Annotated in this window: 19 protein-coding genes, 1 tRNA gene and 1 pseudogene; 9 read left to right on the forward strand and 12 right to left on the reverse strand. The window is 64.9% G+C overall.

Features of this window, described 5'->3' with window-relative positions:
* Nucleotides 1-64 precede the first annotated feature (64 nt).
* From L0U85_RS12435 to L0U85_RS12445, 3 genes are all read right to left on the reverse strand, one after another.
* Nucleotides 65-1,243 (reverse strand): aminotransferase class V-fold PLP-dependent enzyme, encoded by a 1,179-nt coding sequence (locus L0U85_RS12435; RefSeq protein WP_241378081.1) that lies wholly within the window; start codon nucleotides 1,241-1,243, stop codon nucleotides 65-67.
* A complete protein-coding gene (locus L0U85_RS12440) occupies nucleotides 1,240-2,046 on the reverse strand; it encodes a tryptophan 2,3-dioxygenase family protein (protein ID WP_241378082.1) in 807 nt (268 codons plus the stop codon). The genes L0U85_RS12435 and L0U85_RS12440 overlap by 4 nt, the downstream gene beginning before the upstream one ends.
* 228 nt (nucleotides 2,047-2,274) lie before the next feature.
* Nucleotides 2,275-3,105 (reverse strand): hypothetical protein, encoded by an 831-nt coding sequence (locus L0U85_RS12445; RefSeq protein WP_241378083.1) that lies wholly within the window; start codon nucleotides 3,103-3,105, stop codon nucleotides 2,275-2,277.
* Nucleotides 3,106-3,715: 610 nt separating this feature from the next.
* On the opposite strand from L0U85_RS12445, the gene L0U85_RS12450 reads away from it, so the two are divergent.
* The gene (locus L0U85_RS12450; protein WP_241378084.1) at nucleotides 3,716-4,159 is read left to right on the forward strand and encodes a hypothetical protein; all 444 of its coding nucleotides are present in this window, start codon (nucleotides 3,716-3,718) and stop codon (nucleotides 4,157-4,159) included.
* Between the two features lie 27 nt (nucleotides 4,160-4,186).
* Here the strand turns inward: L0U85_RS12450 and L0U85_RS12455 are convergent, their stop codons facing one another.
* Nucleotides 4,187-4,768, reverse strand: a complete 582-nt coding sequence (locus tag L0U85_RS12455; RefSeq protein WP_241378085.1) for a hypothetical protein — start codon at nucleotides 4,766-4,768, stop codon at nucleotides 4,187-4,189.
* A 290-nt stretch (nucleotides 4,769-5,058) separates the two neighbouring features.
* Between L0U85_RS12455 and L0U85_RS12460 the strand changes: the two genes are divergently transcribed.
* The 5 genes and pseudogenes from L0U85_RS12460 (at nucleotide 5,059) to L0U85_RS12480 (ending at nucleotide 6,730) form a co-directional block, all read left to right on the forward strand.
* The gene (locus tag L0U85_RS12460) at nucleotides 5,059-5,484 is read left to right on the forward strand and encodes a hypothetical protein (RefSeq protein ID WP_241378086.1); all 426 of its coding nucleotides are present in this window, start codon (nucleotides 5,059-5,061) and stop codon (nucleotides 5,482-5,484) included.
* 168 nt (nucleotides 5,485-5,652) lie between these two features.
* Nucleotides 5,653-5,871, forward strand: a pseudogene (locus L0U85_RS12465) (hypothetical protein); the annotation flags it as partial.
* A gap of 39 nt (nucleotides 5,872-5,910) precedes the next feature.
* Nucleotides 5,911-6,141 (forward strand): hypothetical protein, encoded by a 231-nt coding sequence (locus L0U85_RS12470; RefSeq protein WP_241378087.1) that lies wholly within the window; start codon nucleotides 5,911-5,913, stop codon nucleotides 6,139-6,141.
* Between the two features lie 70 nt (nucleotides 6,142-6,211).
* Entirely contained in the window at nucleotides 6,212-6,469 is a 258-nt protein-coding gene (locus tag L0U85_RS12475) for a type II toxin-antitoxin system prevent-host-death family antitoxin (RefSeq protein ID WP_277605728.1), read from the forward strand.
* Nucleotides 6,470-6,730 (forward strand): Txe/YoeB family addiction module toxin, encoded by a 261-nt coding sequence (locus tag L0U85_RS12480; RefSeq protein ID WP_241378088.1) that lies wholly within the window; start codon nucleotides 6,470-6,472, stop codon nucleotides 6,728-6,730.
* A 32-nt stretch (nucleotides 6,731-6,762) separates the two neighbouring features.
* On the opposite strand, the gene L0U85_RS21335 is transcribed toward L0U85_RS12480, so the two are convergent.
* Both L0U85_RS21335 and L0U85_RS12485 read right to left on the reverse strand, forming a co-directional pair.
* Entirely contained in the window at nucleotides 6,763-7,698 is a 936-nt protein-coding gene (locus L0U85_RS21335) for an RNA-binding domain-containing protein (RefSeq protein WP_347177430.1), read from the reverse strand.
* A gap of 41 nt (nucleotides 7,699-7,739) precedes the next feature.
* Nucleotides 7,740-7,814, reverse strand: a tRNA-Gln gene (locus tag L0U85_RS12485).
* A gap of 172 nt (nucleotides 7,815-7,986) precedes the next feature.
* Between L0U85_RS12485 and L0U85_RS12490 the strand changes: the two genes are divergently transcribed.
* On the forward strand, nucleotides 7,987-8,808 hold the full coding sequence (locus L0U85_RS12490; protein WP_241378089.1) for a hypothetical protein: 822 nt from the start codon (nucleotides 7,987-7,989) through the stop codon (nucleotides 8,806-8,808).
* Between the two features lie 376 nt (nucleotides 8,809-9,184).
* Nucleotides 9,185-9,388 (forward strand): hypothetical protein, encoded by a 204-nt coding sequence (locus L0U85_RS12495; protein ID WP_241378090.1) that lies wholly within the window; start codon nucleotides 9,185-9,187, stop codon nucleotides 9,386-9,388.
* 61 nt (nucleotides 9,389-9,449) lie between these two features.
* Here the strand turns inward: L0U85_RS12495 and thpD are convergent, their stop codons facing one another.
* From thpD to L0U85_RS12525, 6 genes are all read right to left on the reverse strand, one after another.
* Entirely contained in the window at nucleotides 9,450-10,337 is an 888-nt protein-coding gene (gene thpD, locus L0U85_RS12500; RefSeq protein ID WP_241378091.1) for an ectoine hydroxylase, read from the reverse strand.
* 21 nt (nucleotides 10,338-10,358) lie between these two features.
* Nucleotides 10,359-10,772 (reverse strand): ectoine synthase, encoded by a 414-nt coding sequence (locus tag L0U85_RS12505; RefSeq protein ID WP_241378092.1) that lies wholly within the window; start codon nucleotides 10,770-10,772, stop codon nucleotides 10,359-10,361.
* Nucleotides 10,769-12,028 (reverse strand): diaminobutyrate--2-oxoglutarate transaminase, encoded by a 1,260-nt coding sequence (gene ectB / locus L0U85_RS12510; RefSeq protein WP_241378093.1) that lies wholly within the window; start codon nucleotides 12,026-12,028, stop codon nucleotides 10,769-10,771. Before ectB ends, L0U85_RS12505 begins: the two co-directional genes overlap by 4 nt.
* A 134-nt stretch (nucleotides 12,029-12,162) precedes the next feature.
* A complete protein-coding gene (ectA, locus tag L0U85_RS12515) occupies nucleotides 12,163-12,720 on the reverse strand; it encodes a diaminobutyrate acetyltransferase (RefSeq protein WP_241378094.1) in 558 nt (185 codons plus the stop codon).
* A gap of 113 nt (nucleotides 12,721-12,833) precedes the next feature.
* Entirely contained in the window at nucleotides 12,834-13,760 is a 927-nt protein-coding gene (locus L0U85_RS12520) for a MazG nucleotide pyrophosphohydrolase domain-containing protein (protein ID WP_241378095.1), read from the reverse strand.
* Nucleotides 13,757-14,443, reverse strand: coding sequence for a hypothetical protein (locus L0U85_RS12525; protein ID WP_241378096.1), 687 nt, complete (start codon nucleotides 14,441-14,443; stop codon nucleotides 13,757-13,759). The genes L0U85_RS12520 and L0U85_RS12525 overlap by 4 nt, the downstream gene beginning before the upstream one ends.
* Nucleotides 14,444-15,199: 756 nt before the next feature.
* Between L0U85_RS12525 and L0U85_RS12530 the strand changes: the two genes are divergently transcribed.
* Nucleotides 15,200-15,739, forward strand: a complete 540-nt coding sequence (locus L0U85_RS12530; RefSeq protein ID WP_241378097.1) for a GNAT family N-acetyltransferase — start codon at nucleotides 15,200-15,202, stop codon at nucleotides 15,737-15,739.
* The last annotated feature ends 5 nt before the right edge of the window (nucleotides 15,740-15,744 follow it).

Here is a 15,744-nt window from a genome sequence, read left to right on the forward strand (position 1 = left end):
TGCAAGGTGACTTTGGAGGTTGCCACAGCTCACAGCTCAGATCCTCATGCCTTCGTTGGGCCAGCTAGTGGTCTGCGAGGTCGCGAACGATCGCTTCGAGATGCCCGACGGCCTCCGTCAGCTGGTCGTCGCGCAAGTATGGCGCCGGCCCGAATCGGAGGTGTGGTCCCCTTGCGTCGGTCATGACTCCCGCCCGAGCCAGGTCCCGCTGGATCTGTGAAGCCTTGGCGCTGCTGAGCGCGAGGAACCCGCCCACGTCGGACGGGGACAGGGCGGACCTGCTGATAAGCCCCTCGGGGACATCGAGCTTGTCGAATGCGTCCATCAGGAGGTCGATCTGCCGCTCGTAGGATGACGCCAGGGTTTGCGGGGTCAGGCCCTGTTCGTCGAAGAATCGCACCACCCGGGCCGCGCGGTAATGGCTGGAGGGGTCGTAGGTGGCACCGGCGAATCTCGCCTGGCCCGCAACGTACGGCACCGCGTCCAGGCGAGCGTCGCCCTCGATGGCGCCGAACTCGGCGAACCATCCGGTGATCACCGGTCGGTACCGCCGCGCGTGCTCGGGAATTCGCAGGTAGCACACTCCTTCTCCCCATTGCAGGTACTTGTAGCCCCCGCCGACGATCCAGGCGGTGTCGAGTCCCAGATCGGGCACCGAGAACGGCACGGGCCCCACATGGTGATAGGCGTCGACGACAAGCTCGCAACCGACCCGCTCCGATCGGTCCGCCAGGGTCCCCAGGTTCGGGACTCGGAGTGAATTGGTGAACAGCACGGACGACACGAGGGCCGCCGCCGTGTTCCCGTCGATGCGCTCACTCATGCGCTCGGCGAGGGTGGACACGGGTTCGGCCGCGACGACGTCGAGTTCGATCCCGGATTCTCCGAGCCGCCGAAGCTGCCTGGATGCGGAGTGGAATTCGGAATCTGTGGTCACGATCTTCCTGCGCCGCTTGAAATCCACCGAGGAAAGCATGATCACCAGGAGGTTGTGCGTAGAAGGTCCCAGAGCGATGGGGGCCCGCGGTGCGCCGATCCAACCGCGAACGGATTCGCGCACCTGTTCTGCCTTCGCGAATGCCGACTCCCATTTGGCGTCCACGTGTCGTGCCGCATCCTCGAAGGATTCGACCAATCCTTCCAGCGCCACATCCGGCCAAGCCTGGTGGGAGTGCCCGGTCAGCAGGAGACGATCAGCGACATTGAACTTCGAATAGTGGACGGCGAGGTCCCGAGGGTTCACTGCTCGCTCCTGACGGCCCACAGGTCCGGGAAAGAGGCGTTGAACGTGGTGGATTTGAGATACTCGACCCCCGAGGAGCCCCCTGTGCCAGTTTTCTCTCCGATGGTTCTCTTGACCATCATGACGTGGCGGTACCGCCACTCCTGGAAGCCCTCGTCGAGGTCGACCAGGAGCTCCGTGACGATCGCCGGCCCTGCATCGTCCTTGTAGACCTCTACGATGGCCCGCTGGTTTCGCTCATCGAGAGCGAGTGGCTCGCTCCAGTCTCTTTCCGGTGCGACGTCGTAGTCCCGCACTGCCAGGAACCGTATATAGGAGTCGTAGAGGTTGGGGCTGCGCAGCGCTTCCTCAATGCGCCGGTAGTCCTCCGAGCCCTCGACGTACTGGTTCAATACGGATCTTTCGCGTCGCCCCAGGATCGCCTCCAAGACGCGGAACTGCGCGGACTGGAAGCCGCTGGAGGCGTCGAGTCGATCCCGAAAGGTCAGGAACTGGGTGGGGGTCATCGTCTCGAGGACGTCGACATTGTGAACCGCGACCTTCAATATGGTGAGGCATCGACGCAGCGTGCGCACGGCATGGGAAGCGTCACCGGCCTCCAGCCGCCGTTGCACTTCCCGGAGCTCATGCAGAAGCTGCTTGAACCAGAGCTCGTATACCTGGTGGATGACTATGAAGAGCATTTCATCGTGTTCATCGCTCTTCGTGCGCTGGGCTGAGAGGATCTCCCCCAGCGCCAGATAGGACGAATAGGTGAGCGAGCCTTCCGGGGCTTTGCCGGTCGGGTCATGTGGTTGTGCCATGCGTCGTTTATACACGGCGCCAGGTCGCCGACGCTTCGGGAAAAGGCCGGCCCGACACCACCTACCCAGAATGCGAGGACCTGTGGCTACTTCGAGATACCTGCTCGAGCCTCCCGATACAGCTGAGCGGTACTTCGCGGACCACGCAAGGATGTTGCCACCCGACCGCCGGCCTCGGCGGTCCTGCGCGCCACGTCAGAACCGTCGATTCCGAGGGTTCGGCGGCGATCAATAGGCCTGGGTGTTGTACCCCTTGCGCATCGAGGCGCGGTTGAACGCCTGCCAATGCGACTTCGAGGATCCGAGGTAGCCGCCCTTGCCGATCCGCTCGAGGACTTCGTGTGAATGCCGCTTGGCCTGGGAGCCCCATACGCCGTCGATGGTGGTCCCCTTGCCCCAGAGGTAGCGGCAGCAGGCCTGAACATGCTGGATCTGCGATTTGTCGGCTTTGAAGTAAGGCTTGCCGGTACCGGACTTCATGTTGTCGATGTGGATGTTGCTTTTCTGGCCGGAGCCGTGGAGGTACGTGCGCACCCATCGGAAGTGGTAGTGGAGGGAGGCCGCGGTCGCCCAGTACTTCCGCCGGGTGTCGACGAGAGCGGAGCCGCTCAGGTTCTTCCAGTTGTTGTAGTCGGCCCGAAAGGCTCGGTACGGGCTGTCGGAGCCTACGCCGACGTATATGCCCGTCAGGTCGAAGGCCCTGCCCTGATTGTGGGCCGCACTGCTGCTGCCGTCACTGTGAACGAGCGAGGTCCAGACCCTCAGCGGCTTCTCATACGAGGTGTTCTTGAACCAGAGTTCGAGCCAGTCGTTCATTTTGGAGTGGAACGACGGGCGGTATCGGAACGACTTGAGTTTCCGGGTGGCCTGGTAGACGGTCCGCTGCCCCCAGATGCCGGGATAGCTCTTGATCGTGCCGTGCGCTTCAGCAGCGGACGCGGGAAGAACAATGCCCGAGGCGAGGACGGCACCTCCGGCGGCGAGTGTGAGGAGCCGTCGGCGGTCAACGCCGTCGTCCGAGAGGGTGGGTTCTTCTGAGGCGTAGCTGTTGTCGGCCATGGGGCGGGGCACCTTTCAGGAGCTGTGGGGGTGCGATGGCTGGGAGACGAATGCCATCGCCTTGTACCTCGACGGATCTCGTCGAAGGTCGCTGTTCGCCGACGACACTCCGCGAAGGGATCGGTCGAAGCCAGTCAATCAGCGATCGGCTTCGCGGTCGAGGCGGAAGACCGGCGGAATACCGGCAGGTTCACGAGCGCCCACCGGATCGTCGACGCGCCTCGTCGCTGTGGTTGCGAAGTCGCGAACGCTCACCCCGCTCAATCCGATTTCCCCCGTCGCGGAGCGAAAACCGTCGTAAAAGACTACAAAGCCCTGGACCCGACCTGCTCGCGCCGCTCCTCGGAGGTGATTTCGACTCGCGGTAACGAGGTTCGGCCAGGGGATCGACGATACGTCCGCCAGCCGGAGTTCGGAGTTACTGCCATCGGGAGCGCTACACGACCCCACCGATGACGACTGGCTCATCGCTACGGTGTCCCGCTCGGACTGATCCCATTTGAAATCGGTGGCGACAACGGTCCTACCCGGTGAGGATTAGACGATGGAAACACTGCGACGCGCGATCGAGGACTACCTTTACGGACTCGATCCATCCCTTGACCTGCCGATGGTCGCCGCACATTCGCTGACCCGCGACATCAACTGCCAGGCACTCGCCGAGTTGGCGGGTCTATCGAAGGATTCAACGTATGAGATACGCGAACTCGTCTCGGCCGTCATCGCGGAGCTCTCGATCGATGTCGCACCCCTTCCGGAAGCGGTATTCAGGAAGGCGGGCGAGGCCGCGCGCGACTACCTAGCAGGTGACCTGGGGTTCAGGCCGGCAATCCGCCAAGTAACCGAGTTGATGTTCGACCGCAACTACCTCGCATTCGATGTGCGACCCGACGTTGGAGTCGGCCAGTTCGACGATCTCTGGCTCCTCAACGAATGGATCTACGCCGTCGACAACGGGCACGAACGCGACGGTGTGTACTACTTCGAGACCAGCGAAGACGCCGAAGCCTGCTTCAAGGCAGTCGCCACCGTGCTCGCTGTACCGAGAACGTGACGCCCGCAAGGAGGGACACCTCCGCGTTTAGGTTGTCGGGGGCATGTCTTCTGGCAGTCGTGCCCGCAGTTTCGCCAGCGCCCGGAGTAGATCCCCACGGTTCTTCCCGGACTTGATCCATGCCGGGAGCCTGCTCGCGATGGTGCTGTTGAACGGGCCGGTCTCGCGTACTCCGGCGGCGACGTAGTCCTCCATGAGGCTCAGGTGCTGCTGATTCAGCGCCCACAACCGCTGGCCCCGGAATTCGATCTCGAGCCACAGCCGAGCCCACTTCTCGGGCCTCGGTTCCCGCCAAGAGCTCCTGGCGTCCGGCTCCCTCGTCCAGCCGCAACGTTGGCAGCGGAGCCGCTGCAACGGCCGTCCTGCACGGTAAGTGCCCACGTAGCGATTGCATTCGGAGCACATGACGATCTGCGGCGGCTTCGTCTTGTCCTCGTTGGGCTTCCGATGAAGTTCACTCGTGAACGCACATGATCCGCAGGTCACTCGCCCGTCGCGGCGTACCGCCATGCCATCGCACCTCGGGCAGTGCACGAGCGCATGGTCGTAGCAGCCCATGTACTTGACGGGCTGGTGGGACTCGACGAATCTCGCCAACTTCCGTCCCATGGCCATCCCCCTTCGCGGTCCAACCTCCCGAGCTTAACGAGTTGCCTGGACAGCTGTCGTTTGAGTTTTCGGCCCATAATCGGACGTACGAAATGCTCCGGCGGCGGCCGGAGTCTGACGCCAGTGAGGGCTGGTTCGAGCCTGTGGCCCCAACGGCTGGAGCTTGCCATCGGCGCTCAACGGCCACCCCACCTCCAGTGCGACTACCCAGCATGTGGGGGCGAACCCGGGTCCAGCAGAACGAGTGGAGATCGGCGACCATGGAAGGTCCCCGAGAAAGGACCACTCATATGAAACTCCGCGCCGCCCCCTGGATGTCCACGATAGGCGGCCCGCCCTGCGCCGCTGTCTGGCTGCTCATGGTGGCGTTCAGTCCCGAGCTGACCTTCGAAGGCTTCGACTGGCTCTACGGAACCGCCTTCGCCTTCGGCGTCGGACTCTTCTTCGGCCTGATCGCCGTCGCCATCCCCACGAGCGAGTTCGTCAACGACCGAATCATGATCCGGTCCCGGTACGGCTGGACGACCGACCTCGAACTCCAGGATGGCGACCGATGGGTGATCGTGACGGGCAGAGTCTTCGTGCAACGGCCCGACGGGACGCTGAAGAAGACCGCAATCGCCAGGCGGGCCCTCGCCAGACGCGACTGGAAGCGGCTGGAGCGGATGATTCCAACTATCGACCCACGCGAACTCAGGGCTCAGCGACACCCCTGATTCTGTTCAAACCCGGCGCCCCGGCCTTCTGGAAGCGTATGCGATTCCATATCTTCCCAAGCGGGAAGCTGATCGTCTACAACACCCTGGACGAGAACCGCATGACCACCGAATCCATGGCCCCAGGTCTGCGAGTCCACCACCTTTAGAGCAAGTTCGCCGATGAGCGGGCCCTTCGCCGTAGACCGGGGCCGGCCCGGCTCCAAGCATCACCTCGCCTGCGATGGCGCGGGCCTGCCGCTCGCGAACATCACCACCGCAGCGAACGTCCCCGGCACCAAGGCCGCTCAGGACATGGCCGAAGCGATACCGACCACGGGCTTCGCAATCTTCGACGTCACTCTGTGGCGAAGCGGCGCAGACGATATTGATGCGGTGTCCGGTTGACACCGCGCTCGGACGCGGGCCACTCAGTAGAATCGCGGCATGAGTCAGCCGACACCGGCCGAGAAGTTCCGCATCGCCCTTGACCTGCATGAGTCCGGTCTGCGCATGCACGAACAGACGCTGCGTCGCCGCTACCCCGAAGCCGGCGATGAACAGATCCGCGAGGCCCTGTTCGCCTGGCTGAGCCGCCAGTCCGCTGCGCGCGGCCTGACCGTCCGCGAGCCCCCCGACAGCCTTCGCGACCGAGTCCTTCTCGAACAAATGATCTAAAAATAGTGGTACGATTTTCCGTACTAATCATGTACAATATGAGGTGCCATAGTTGCGAGGAGGCGGCAGTATGACCATTACCGCAAGTGAGGCCAGGAAGGACCTGTTCCCACTCATCAAGAAGGTCAACGACGATCACGCTCCAGTGCGCATCGCCTCGAAGAACGGCAACGCCGTGCTGATGTCCGAGGAGGACTACGAGGCGTGGCAGGAGACGATGTTCTTGCTCCGGTCCCGCCGCAACGCCGAGCGCCTGATGAAGTCGATCGCCGAGATGGACTCCGGAGGCGGGACTGTCCGCGACCTCATCGAGGTGGAGGACGACTGAGTGAAAACGGCCTTTTCGGAAGTCGGCTGGGAGGACTACACCTACTGGGCCGAGAGCGACCGCAAGATGACCAAGCGGATAAACCGCCTGATCAAGGAAATCAAACGTGAGCCGTTCACGGGCATCGGCAAGCCCGAGCCGTTGAAGGGGCCACTGTCGGGCTGGTGGTCGCGGCGGATCGATGAGGAACACCGTCTGGTCTACCGAGTGCGGGATGAAGTCGTCGAGGTTGTCCAAGCCCGCGGGCACTACGACGACTGATGGCGAACTTGGCATTGGTTCGGCAGCGGCATTTACTTCCGATCGCCCCGGCCGACTCTCGAACGCACTACACGTGCCGGTGGAGAACGACGATCGGGCCCGCTTGGCGGGCCCGATGTTCGTATAAGGTCTGTTGGCTGGGCGCGCACGCCTCTCGCACCAGCTCGACCGGAATCGACGGCAGCTTGAATGGCGAAGCGCGGGAACCACTGCTGAGGATAGGCGCCGAGCGCCAGAATTCCGGCGACGGTCGGGATGCCATCGGGGTCGATGACGCCCGAACGTTGCAGTAGTTCATCACGGTCGGTGAAGCGTCCGGGTCCCTGTGGATCACGTTCTCGGACGATGCGAACGTAGGACGCTGTGAGGTCCTGGGAGCTCGCTCCCGTACATGACTGGCGGTCAGCGACAGGGGCGGTTCGCTGGGCGAGGAACGCCTGCTCCTCGAGAGTGGACATCCGGTAGTCACCGTCCCAGCCCCGAAGGTAGGCGGCTCCGGAATTTGAAGCACGGCACGGTTTGGCGGACGGATCGCACTCGTGAACCCGCGCCAGGACTACCAAAGACCCTTCCACCACAGCGTCCTCGAAGGTCAGCTGGACCGGTGGTTCGTAGCTCCGGGCCTTCGACGCCAACGCCTGCTTGAGCTCTTGCGCCTCCGACAGTGCGATCGGGCGGAAGCCCGCTCGTTCATCGAGGCCCCGAATGATCAAACCGCCGCCAGGAAGGTTCGCGAGTGCGCTCAGCGTAGACGTCAGCGAGTCGGGCAGCCCACCAGCACCTGCCTTGACCTCGATGGACGCAGTGTCTCCGCCTGCCTCGCGCAGCTCGTTCAGGATGGTGTCGATGTCCTCAGCCCTACCAGCAAATGTAAACCAAATGTCTTTACATTTCGCGGCACGACATCTACATTTGATCGCTCCCTGGCCACCCGGCGGACCGCCGCACGAACCGATTCGGGACGACAATCGGGCCCGCGCTGCGGGCCCGAAGTTCGTATAAGGTCTGTTGGCTGGGGTACCTGGACTCGAACCAAGAACAACTGAACCAGAATCAGCCGTGTTGCCAATTACACCATACCCCAATGGTGTTCAAGCGCTTCGAAAGCTCGTCGCGCCGACGCGGAACAACTGTACCGGACCCGTTCGCGCCCTCGCAAACGGGCTCCCGTGATAGAAACCACTCGGCCACAGCGGAGGTTGCACGGCTACTCGGAGTCGGTCCACTGGATCCGGCGGTTCATCCTAGAATTGGCCATGCCCACCGATTCGCACCCGCTGAACGAGCCGCCTCGGCTCGGCGGGAACCCTCCACCCGGCGCGCCCGACATGATCCCGCCGGAGCCGCCCCTGGCTGCTCCCGACCCCGCCGTCGCAGCGCACCGGCAGCCCCGGATCGCACTGGTCGTGATGATCGCGATCGTCGGCTTCCTCGCCGTCAGTGCCGGCCTCGCCGCGGTCGCCCTGTTCAGCCGCGGCGACGGCCGCATCCCGGTCGGCACAGACCTCACCGAGGGCCATGGGAAGTTCGATCCCGCCGATGCCGCCGACCACTACCCGTTCACGCTCGAGCGCGACACCTGGATTCCGAAGCCGCAGGGCCGGGACTGGACCGTCCAGGACCTCGCCGACACCAGCGCCACCTTCCACAAGGAGGCCGCCGGCGACACCGTCGTCCTCATCTGCGGCGACCTGCACGACGATCCCGAACGCTATCCCGACGACTTCACCGACCGCGAGGCCTGGTTCGCCGCCGAAGCAGCCCGCGACGCCGAGTACCACAGCGCCGGTGACCAGTACGCGCTCGTGGCCGAACCCGAGTACAGCGACTACGTCATCGACGGCCGTCAGGCCTTCCTCGTCGAGGTCCGCTACCACTGGACGAAATGGGAGGATCCCGAAGCGGGCCCCACCGAGGTCGACTACGTGCGCGCCCACGCCTACCTCTACCTCGACCGCGGCGGCCTGTCTCCCGCTCGCTGCACGGTCGCCGCCCACCACGGCGCCACCGACGGCTACGCCGAGGCCGTCGCCGCGGTCCTCGACGTTCGGACCGAAGCCGTCGACGCCTCCGACTGACACCGGGCCGAGAAATCCGCGAACCGGGGCAACCCCGCCCTCGGGCTCGGCGTACTAGGCCCTGACGGGCCGCGCTCGCCTCACCGCCGAGACCGGCCCGCTCCGACCCGTCGAGCCGAAAGAGGCCCCGTGGAGAACAAGGAGCAGCAAGAGGAGGAGTTCAGATCCTTCGCCATCGCTCAGCGCGAGAGCCTGCGCAAATACGCGTATCTACTGTGCGGGGACTGGTACGAGGCAGATGACATCGTCCAGAAGTCGCTGACCAAGCTGTTCGCGGCCCGGCGGCGTGTCGAGCCGGGCGGTGCCCCAGCGTACGCGTGCAAGATCGTCACCAAGGTGTACATCTCCCACCGAGGGCTGCGAGCCGGACTCGGACATGCCCGACCTGTTCCTGCCCTACGGCTGTGTCGACAAGTCGGAGGACGACGGGAAGAACGAGGCCTGCGAGCGGTCGGAGGTCGGCGGGCGCACCGTGGTCACCAGGACTCTTCAGGTGGGCGAAACGCATTCGTACTTCGTCTACCTGACGGCATCGCTGCCGGCACCGGTCTACGACCCCGACGCCCACCCCGGCGACTGATCCAAACACGGCTCGGTCCCGGTCCCCTGCGGTGCAGGAGGCCGGGGCCGAGCCGTCTGCGTCAGCGCAGTACTTCCCAGTCGCGCGAGCCGAGGAACTCGGGCCGCGGCGAAGGCGCCGCGAACGGCGCTTCGAGGGCGTTGTCGATGCTGTTGAACACGATGAACAGGTTCGAGCGCGGGAACGGCGTGATATTGCCGTTCGAGCCGTGCATGCAGTTGCAGTCGAACCAGATCGCCGACCCGGCCTGGCCCGTGAACTGCTTGATGCCGTGCTTGTCGGCGAGCAGGCGCAACGAGGTCTGGTCGGGCGTGCCGATCTGTTGCTCCTTCAGCGACGACTTGTAGTAGTCGTCGGGCGTCTCGCCGACGCACGAAACGAACGTCTTGTGCGATCCGGGCATGATCATCAGCGAGCCGTTGTAGTGGTAGTTGTCGGTCAGCGCCAGGGAGAGGCTGACCGCGCGCATCCGTGGCATGCCGTCCTCGGCGTGCCACGTCTCGAAATCGGAGTGCCAGTAGAACGGGTTGCCGCCGAACCCGGGCTTGTAGTTGACGCGGCTCTGATGGATGTACACGTCGGATCCGAGGATCTGTCGGGCGGTTCCGGCGATGCGCTCGTCGCGGAGCAGTTCGGCGAAGAAGTCCGAGATCTTGTGGACTTCGAACACCGAACGGACTTCCTTGGAGTCCTTCTCCCGGATCACCCTCTCATCGCCGTCGAGTGAGGAGTCCTGCAGCAGCCGGTGCAGCTCCTCTTGCGCCGCCTGGAGCTCGTGGGGCTCCAGCAGCTGGGCGATGTCGGTGAATCCGTTCGCCTCATGAGCGTCGAGCTGGTCCGCACCGAGTGGTCCGTCGCCTGGTTCTCCCCAGACGGCCGGGTCGTCGTTGCGATAGATCAGCTGCGGCTCCTTGGCGACCCGCGTCGGATAACTGTCGCGGGGTGACATGGTCCCTCACTCCTTCATGAGTCAGTCGTCTTCGGTCAACAGTGGGTAAACACCGTTTTCGTCGTGTACCTCCTTCCCGGTCACCGGGGGATTGAAAACGCACACGGCGCGGAGGTCTGATTCGATGACGAGTGTGTGCTTCTCGCCGCCGTTGAGCAGGTACATCGTGCCGGGCCCCAGCTCATGGACATCACCGGTCTCGTGGTCATGGAGCTTTCCCGCGCCTTCGATGACGTAAACCGCCTCGATGTGGTTGGAGTACTGCATCGTGGTGGACGTGCCGGCGCGCAGGACAGTGTCGTGCAGCGAGAAGCCGACCTTGTCCCGGGCCAGGAGCAGGCGGCGGGACCGCCACGTGCCCTTGGCCTGGTCGCGGTCGTTGCCCTCGACGTCGCGGTCGGTGCCGATGAGGTCATCGAGCCGTCGGACGATCATGCGTTCTCCTTAACCACCGAGGCGACCGCGTCGCGCAGGATCGCCACCCCTTCTTCGAAGTCCTCATACGACGTGTTCAACGGCGGTAGGAACTTCACGACCTCGTCCTCGGCGCCGGACGTCTCCATGAGCAGGCCGTTGCCGAAGGCCTCCTTGCAGGTGCGACCGGCGAGCGCGGGCTCGGCGAACACCAGGCCCCGGGCCAGGCCGCGGCCCCGCGTGCTGAGCCCCAGTTCGGGGAACGACTCGGCGATCTTGCCCAGCTCGGCGTCGAGCCACTCGGCCTTGACGTCGATGGCCTTGGTGAACTCGTCGTCGCGCCAGAACTCCTCCAGCGCGGCGGTGGCGGTGACGAACGCGGGCGCGAAGCCGCGGAACGTCCCGTTGTGCTCGCCGGGTTCCCACACGTCGAGCTCAGGGCGCATAAGCGTGACCGCGAACGGCAGGCCCAAGCCCGAGAGCGATTTCGAGAGCGTGACGATGTCGGGCTTGATCCCGGCGCGCTCGAAGGAGAAGAACGGGCCGGTGCGCCCGCAGCCCATCTGGATGTCGTCGACGATGAACAGCATCTCGTGCTCGCGGCACACCTCTTGGAGCCCGCGCAGCCAGTCGGCGGAGGCGACGTTGATGCCGCCCTCGCCCTGCACGGTCTCGACGATGACCGCGGCGGGCTGGTCGAGACCGGACCCGGAGTCCTCCAGGAGGCTGCGCAGCCACAGGAAGTCGGGCGTCTGCCCGTCCATGTAGTTGTCGTATGGCATGGTGGCGGCGTTGTTCAGCGGCACACCGGCACCGCCGCGCTTCATGGAGTTGCCCGTGACCGCCAGAGCTCCCAGCGTCATGCCGTGGAAGCCGTTGGTGAACGAGATGATGGTCTCGCGGCCGGTGTACTTGCGGGCGAGCTTGAGCGCGGCCTCGACGGCGTTGTTCCCGGCGGGGCCGGGGAACTGCACCTTGTAGTCGTACCCTCTGGGCTGGAGGATTACCTCGTCGAAGGTCTTGAGGAACTGTCGTTTGGCGACCGAGTACGTGTCCAACGTGTGGATGACGTTGTCGTCGGCCAGGTACTCCACGAGCGCCTGCTTGAGTGCCGGATGGTTGTGGCCGTAGTTGAGCGAACCGGCCCCGGCGAAGAAGTCGATGTACGACTTCCCCTCTTCATCGTTGAGCCTGGTGCCCCGTGCGGTGGTGAACACCGTGGGCCAGCTGCGGCAGTATGAACGGACTTCTGATTCGACCTTTTCGAAAACCTGCATTGTCTCTTTTGGTCGGCCTGATGAGCTGCCTCTGCTTCCTGACGTGAGTGCCGATTCATGGGCTTCGCCATGCGGCTGCCAGGCGCTTACCCGAGCCGGCAACATCGGTGCCCGGGTAGGACGGGTACTCCTGATCAGTCCAGTGGACCGATGCGGTGGAGCATCTCCGGTTCGTGACCGGAACCGAGTTCCCGCTCAGAGAACAGCACGTCCACGACCACGTTCGTGCCGTTCGCCTCGGCGAACGACTCGAACAGGCGCATGGACGCTTTATTGTCCGGAGTCACTGTCGCTTCCACGAAGCGAACTCCTTGCGGGCGCAGGGCACCGACCACGTGGTCGAGCATGCGCCTCGCCAAACCCCGGCGACGGTAGTCGTCCGAGACCGCGACCTGCCATGTGAAGAACGTGTCAGGAGACTGCGGGCGGCGGTAACCAGTGAGGAAGCCTGCGAGACGATCAACGTCGCGGGCTACGACGGTGGTGTCCGCGAAGTCGCGGCACCACAGCAGGTAGGCATACCTGCTGTTGACATCGAGGGTCCCCGCGTTGGCGGCGAGTTCCCACATGAGCGGTCCGTCGTCGACACTCGGGGTGCCGAAGGCCAGCTGGGCTGCCCCATCGACCTGGTTGCCTTGGACCTGGGTGTTCAACCCGTAACGGGCGGATTCACTTGCGTCACCGGGTGGCATGACATGACCGTAGCAAAGATCGGCGGCATTGTTAAGCCCAGCCGAACAATATTGTTAAGTCCGACGCGTTGCCTTTCGGTGAACTCTCCCTTCCCGTCGTCACCGGTTGTTCATCATTCCGCCTGGTCAAGACCGGCTTTCTCGACGATCGCGCGGCGCAGCGCCAGCTCCGGGTCGACCCCGGCGGCCCTTGCGGCGGCGACGGCCGCGAGCAGGAACTCACCTGCGTCGTCGGCCTCGACCTTGACGCTCTCGGGCAGGGCGGGCAGGTCGAGCGGCTTGCCGGCGTCGGCGAAGCGGTCGATGACCTTCGCGGCGAACGCCATGGACGGGAGCTGCCGCGACAGGCCGTCGGCCGGGTGGTCGCGGTCGGGCTTCTCGGCGGCCTTGGCACTGTGCCAGTGCTCGTACAGGTCGTCGGGGTCGGCGTCGCCCCACACGTGCGGGTGGCGACGGATGATCTTGTCTACCAAGGCGCCGGCGACATCGTCGATATCGAATTCCTCACGCCCGGCGGCGAGGCGGGCGTGGAGGACCGGCTGGAACAGCAGGTCGCCCAGCTCCTCCTCCAGCTCGCGAGTCTCCCCCGCTGCGATCGCGTCGAGGACCTCGTAGGCCTCCTCCAGCAGGAACGGGGCGAGGCTCTCATGGCTCTGCTCGCGGTGCCAGGGGCAGCCGCCCTCGTCGGCGTGGAGCTGGTCGACGGCGGCGACGAGGTCGAGGAGCCGGGCGCCGGGCGGGTCCCAGGAGCCGTAGACGACCTCGAGTTCGATCTCGCCGCCGGCGACGTATTCGGCCAGGGACTCGCGGAGCTCCTCGTCGCCGTCGTCGCCGACGATCCAGACGCCGCCTTCCTCGAGGAAGGCGGCGGCGTCGTCGACGAGTTCGACGTCGATCCCGGCATCGCGGACGGCCTGGACGGTCGGCGAGTCGCCGAACCCCGCGACGGCATCAGCGTCGTGCAGGGCGTCCCAGGCCTCGATGGTGAGCAGGCCCGCAGGGATGCGCGGCGAGGTCAGGAGCCAGATGACGGTGCTCAACGCTGGGGGATCTCCACTTCGAACACGCCCGGCAGTGGGCTGAGGTCGATCTCGCCGTAGCGCGGGTTGACGGCGATGTCGTACTCCTCGACGTAGCCGGCGAGGTCGTCCGCGAAACCGGCCGTGGTCTGGGCGGGCGTGGTCTCGCTCCACAGCCGCACGATCTCCTGGATGATCGCCGGGTCGGACTGGGCGGCCGTGAAGAGCTGATTGATCTCCTCCTCAGTGAGGCCCGAGGAGGCGACCCATTCCTCGACGATGCTCTGGAGGAGCTGCTGGTCGGCGGAGACGGCCTCGTCGAGCGCCGCCAGTTCGCCCTCGGTGAAGGGGCGTGGTTCGGCCTGCGCCGACAGGTCGCTGTAGTAGCCCGAGGCCTCCATGTAGAGGGCGTCGAATTCGTTGGCGGCCCCGCTCGTGTCGGGGGCCTCCAGGCCTATCTCGCGGCCGAGCTCGGTGTAGAGCAGGAAGACGACGGCCTGCTGGCGGTCGCCGGTGTAGTCGTGGATCGCCAGGTCTTCTCCCTGCTCGGCCCGCACGTCGACCACCTGGTCGACAAGGCCGTCGACCGTGGCCTCGGGCACGCGCTCATCGCCTACGTACATGGCCGCGCCCTGCAGGTTGCTGCAGGCCGTCAGCGCCGCCACTCCGATCGCCGCGAGTCCGGCCGATCTCAATATGCGCACGGTCATCCCCTTCCGGTCATGAATCCCCTGTGAGGTTAGTCGCAGGCCCGAGTCCTCCTCGATCCGGCCACCGACGTGGGGCGCTGCGGCACCGATACCATTCACACTCTCAGTCCGCTCGACGACCTTGCGGGCCTGGCCTCGATCCACGGACACCGCTCGTCGCCGTTCCACGCCCGTACCAGACCGGGCTGCTCGGGCCCGAAGGCGCAGACCTCACTCGGCCCGTTGCCGTCCGAGCATCTTGTCGGTCGCGAAGACCGTGACGATGGCCGGACCGAGGCGGCACTCGCCCAGGTAATCGCCGTCAACCATTGCAAACCGTCACCAACCGCGAGCCCGAACGTCCGTTGTAGAAGAATGGAACGACCGGGCGTCAGCCCGCTCTCGCCACGCTTCGGGCCGTCGCTTCGCTGTCGATCGGTGCACTCCCCTTCCCCGGCCCTGCCACTCGGGGCTGAGTGGCGAGACGGCGGTCCCCAAGTTGATGTCCTGCGTGTTCTTCAGCTCGTTTCCCGAAGGAACCGCACCGAACGGGCCAAGCGAAGAAACCGAGATGAGTTCTGCTGTCGTGGGATATCCGCCCTCAACGTGCGTGCACGTGGCCGGATGGCTTGGGCTGTGACTCAAGGGTCCCGAGCAGCCGCCCAGCGGCTGCGATCCACCCGACCACGTCGCAGCCGGCGACGGCGGATGAGGTACGAGCCTCCGGATTCATCCAGAGGTCACTTGACGGGAGCTGATACGTTCGCGAGCATGACTTCTACTTCCACCTCGCCGAACTGGCCGGCGGTCATCGACACTCCCCGGCTCAGGCTGCGGCCCCCGGCACCCGAGGATGTCCCGTCATTCATGCGGCTGTGGACCGATGCCGAGGTGCGGAAGTTCGTGGGCGGGCCGGTCCATGAGGAGTACCTTCCCGACTACGAGCGGGCCCTGTACCGACGGCCGTATCTGTTCAGCGTCATCGTCAAGGAGGACTCGACTTTCGTCGGGATGGTCTCCGTCGACGCCGCGTCACGGTTCGGAGAACGGCGCGAGGTGTCGTACGAGCTTCTTCACGAGCACTGGGGCCGAGGATACGCGCGCGAAGCGGTCGCCGCGGTGATCAGGTGGGGCTTCGACGCGATTCCCTCGGACAATCCGTCGATCATCGCGGTCACGTCGGAGGAGAATGCGCGCTCGCGGCGCCTTCTGGAGGCGATCGGCATGGTCAAGATCGAAAGTTTCGACGAGTTCGGCACGACGCAGACCATGTACTCGGCCACCGCAGAGGAGATGCCCGAGACGCGGTAGTCCGG

The sequence above is a fragment of the Glycomyces sp. L485 genome, assembly GCF_022548875.1.
In the GTDB taxonomy this organism is placed as follows: Bacteria; Actinomycetota; Actinomycetes; order Mycobacteriales; family Micromonosporaceae; genus Glycomyces.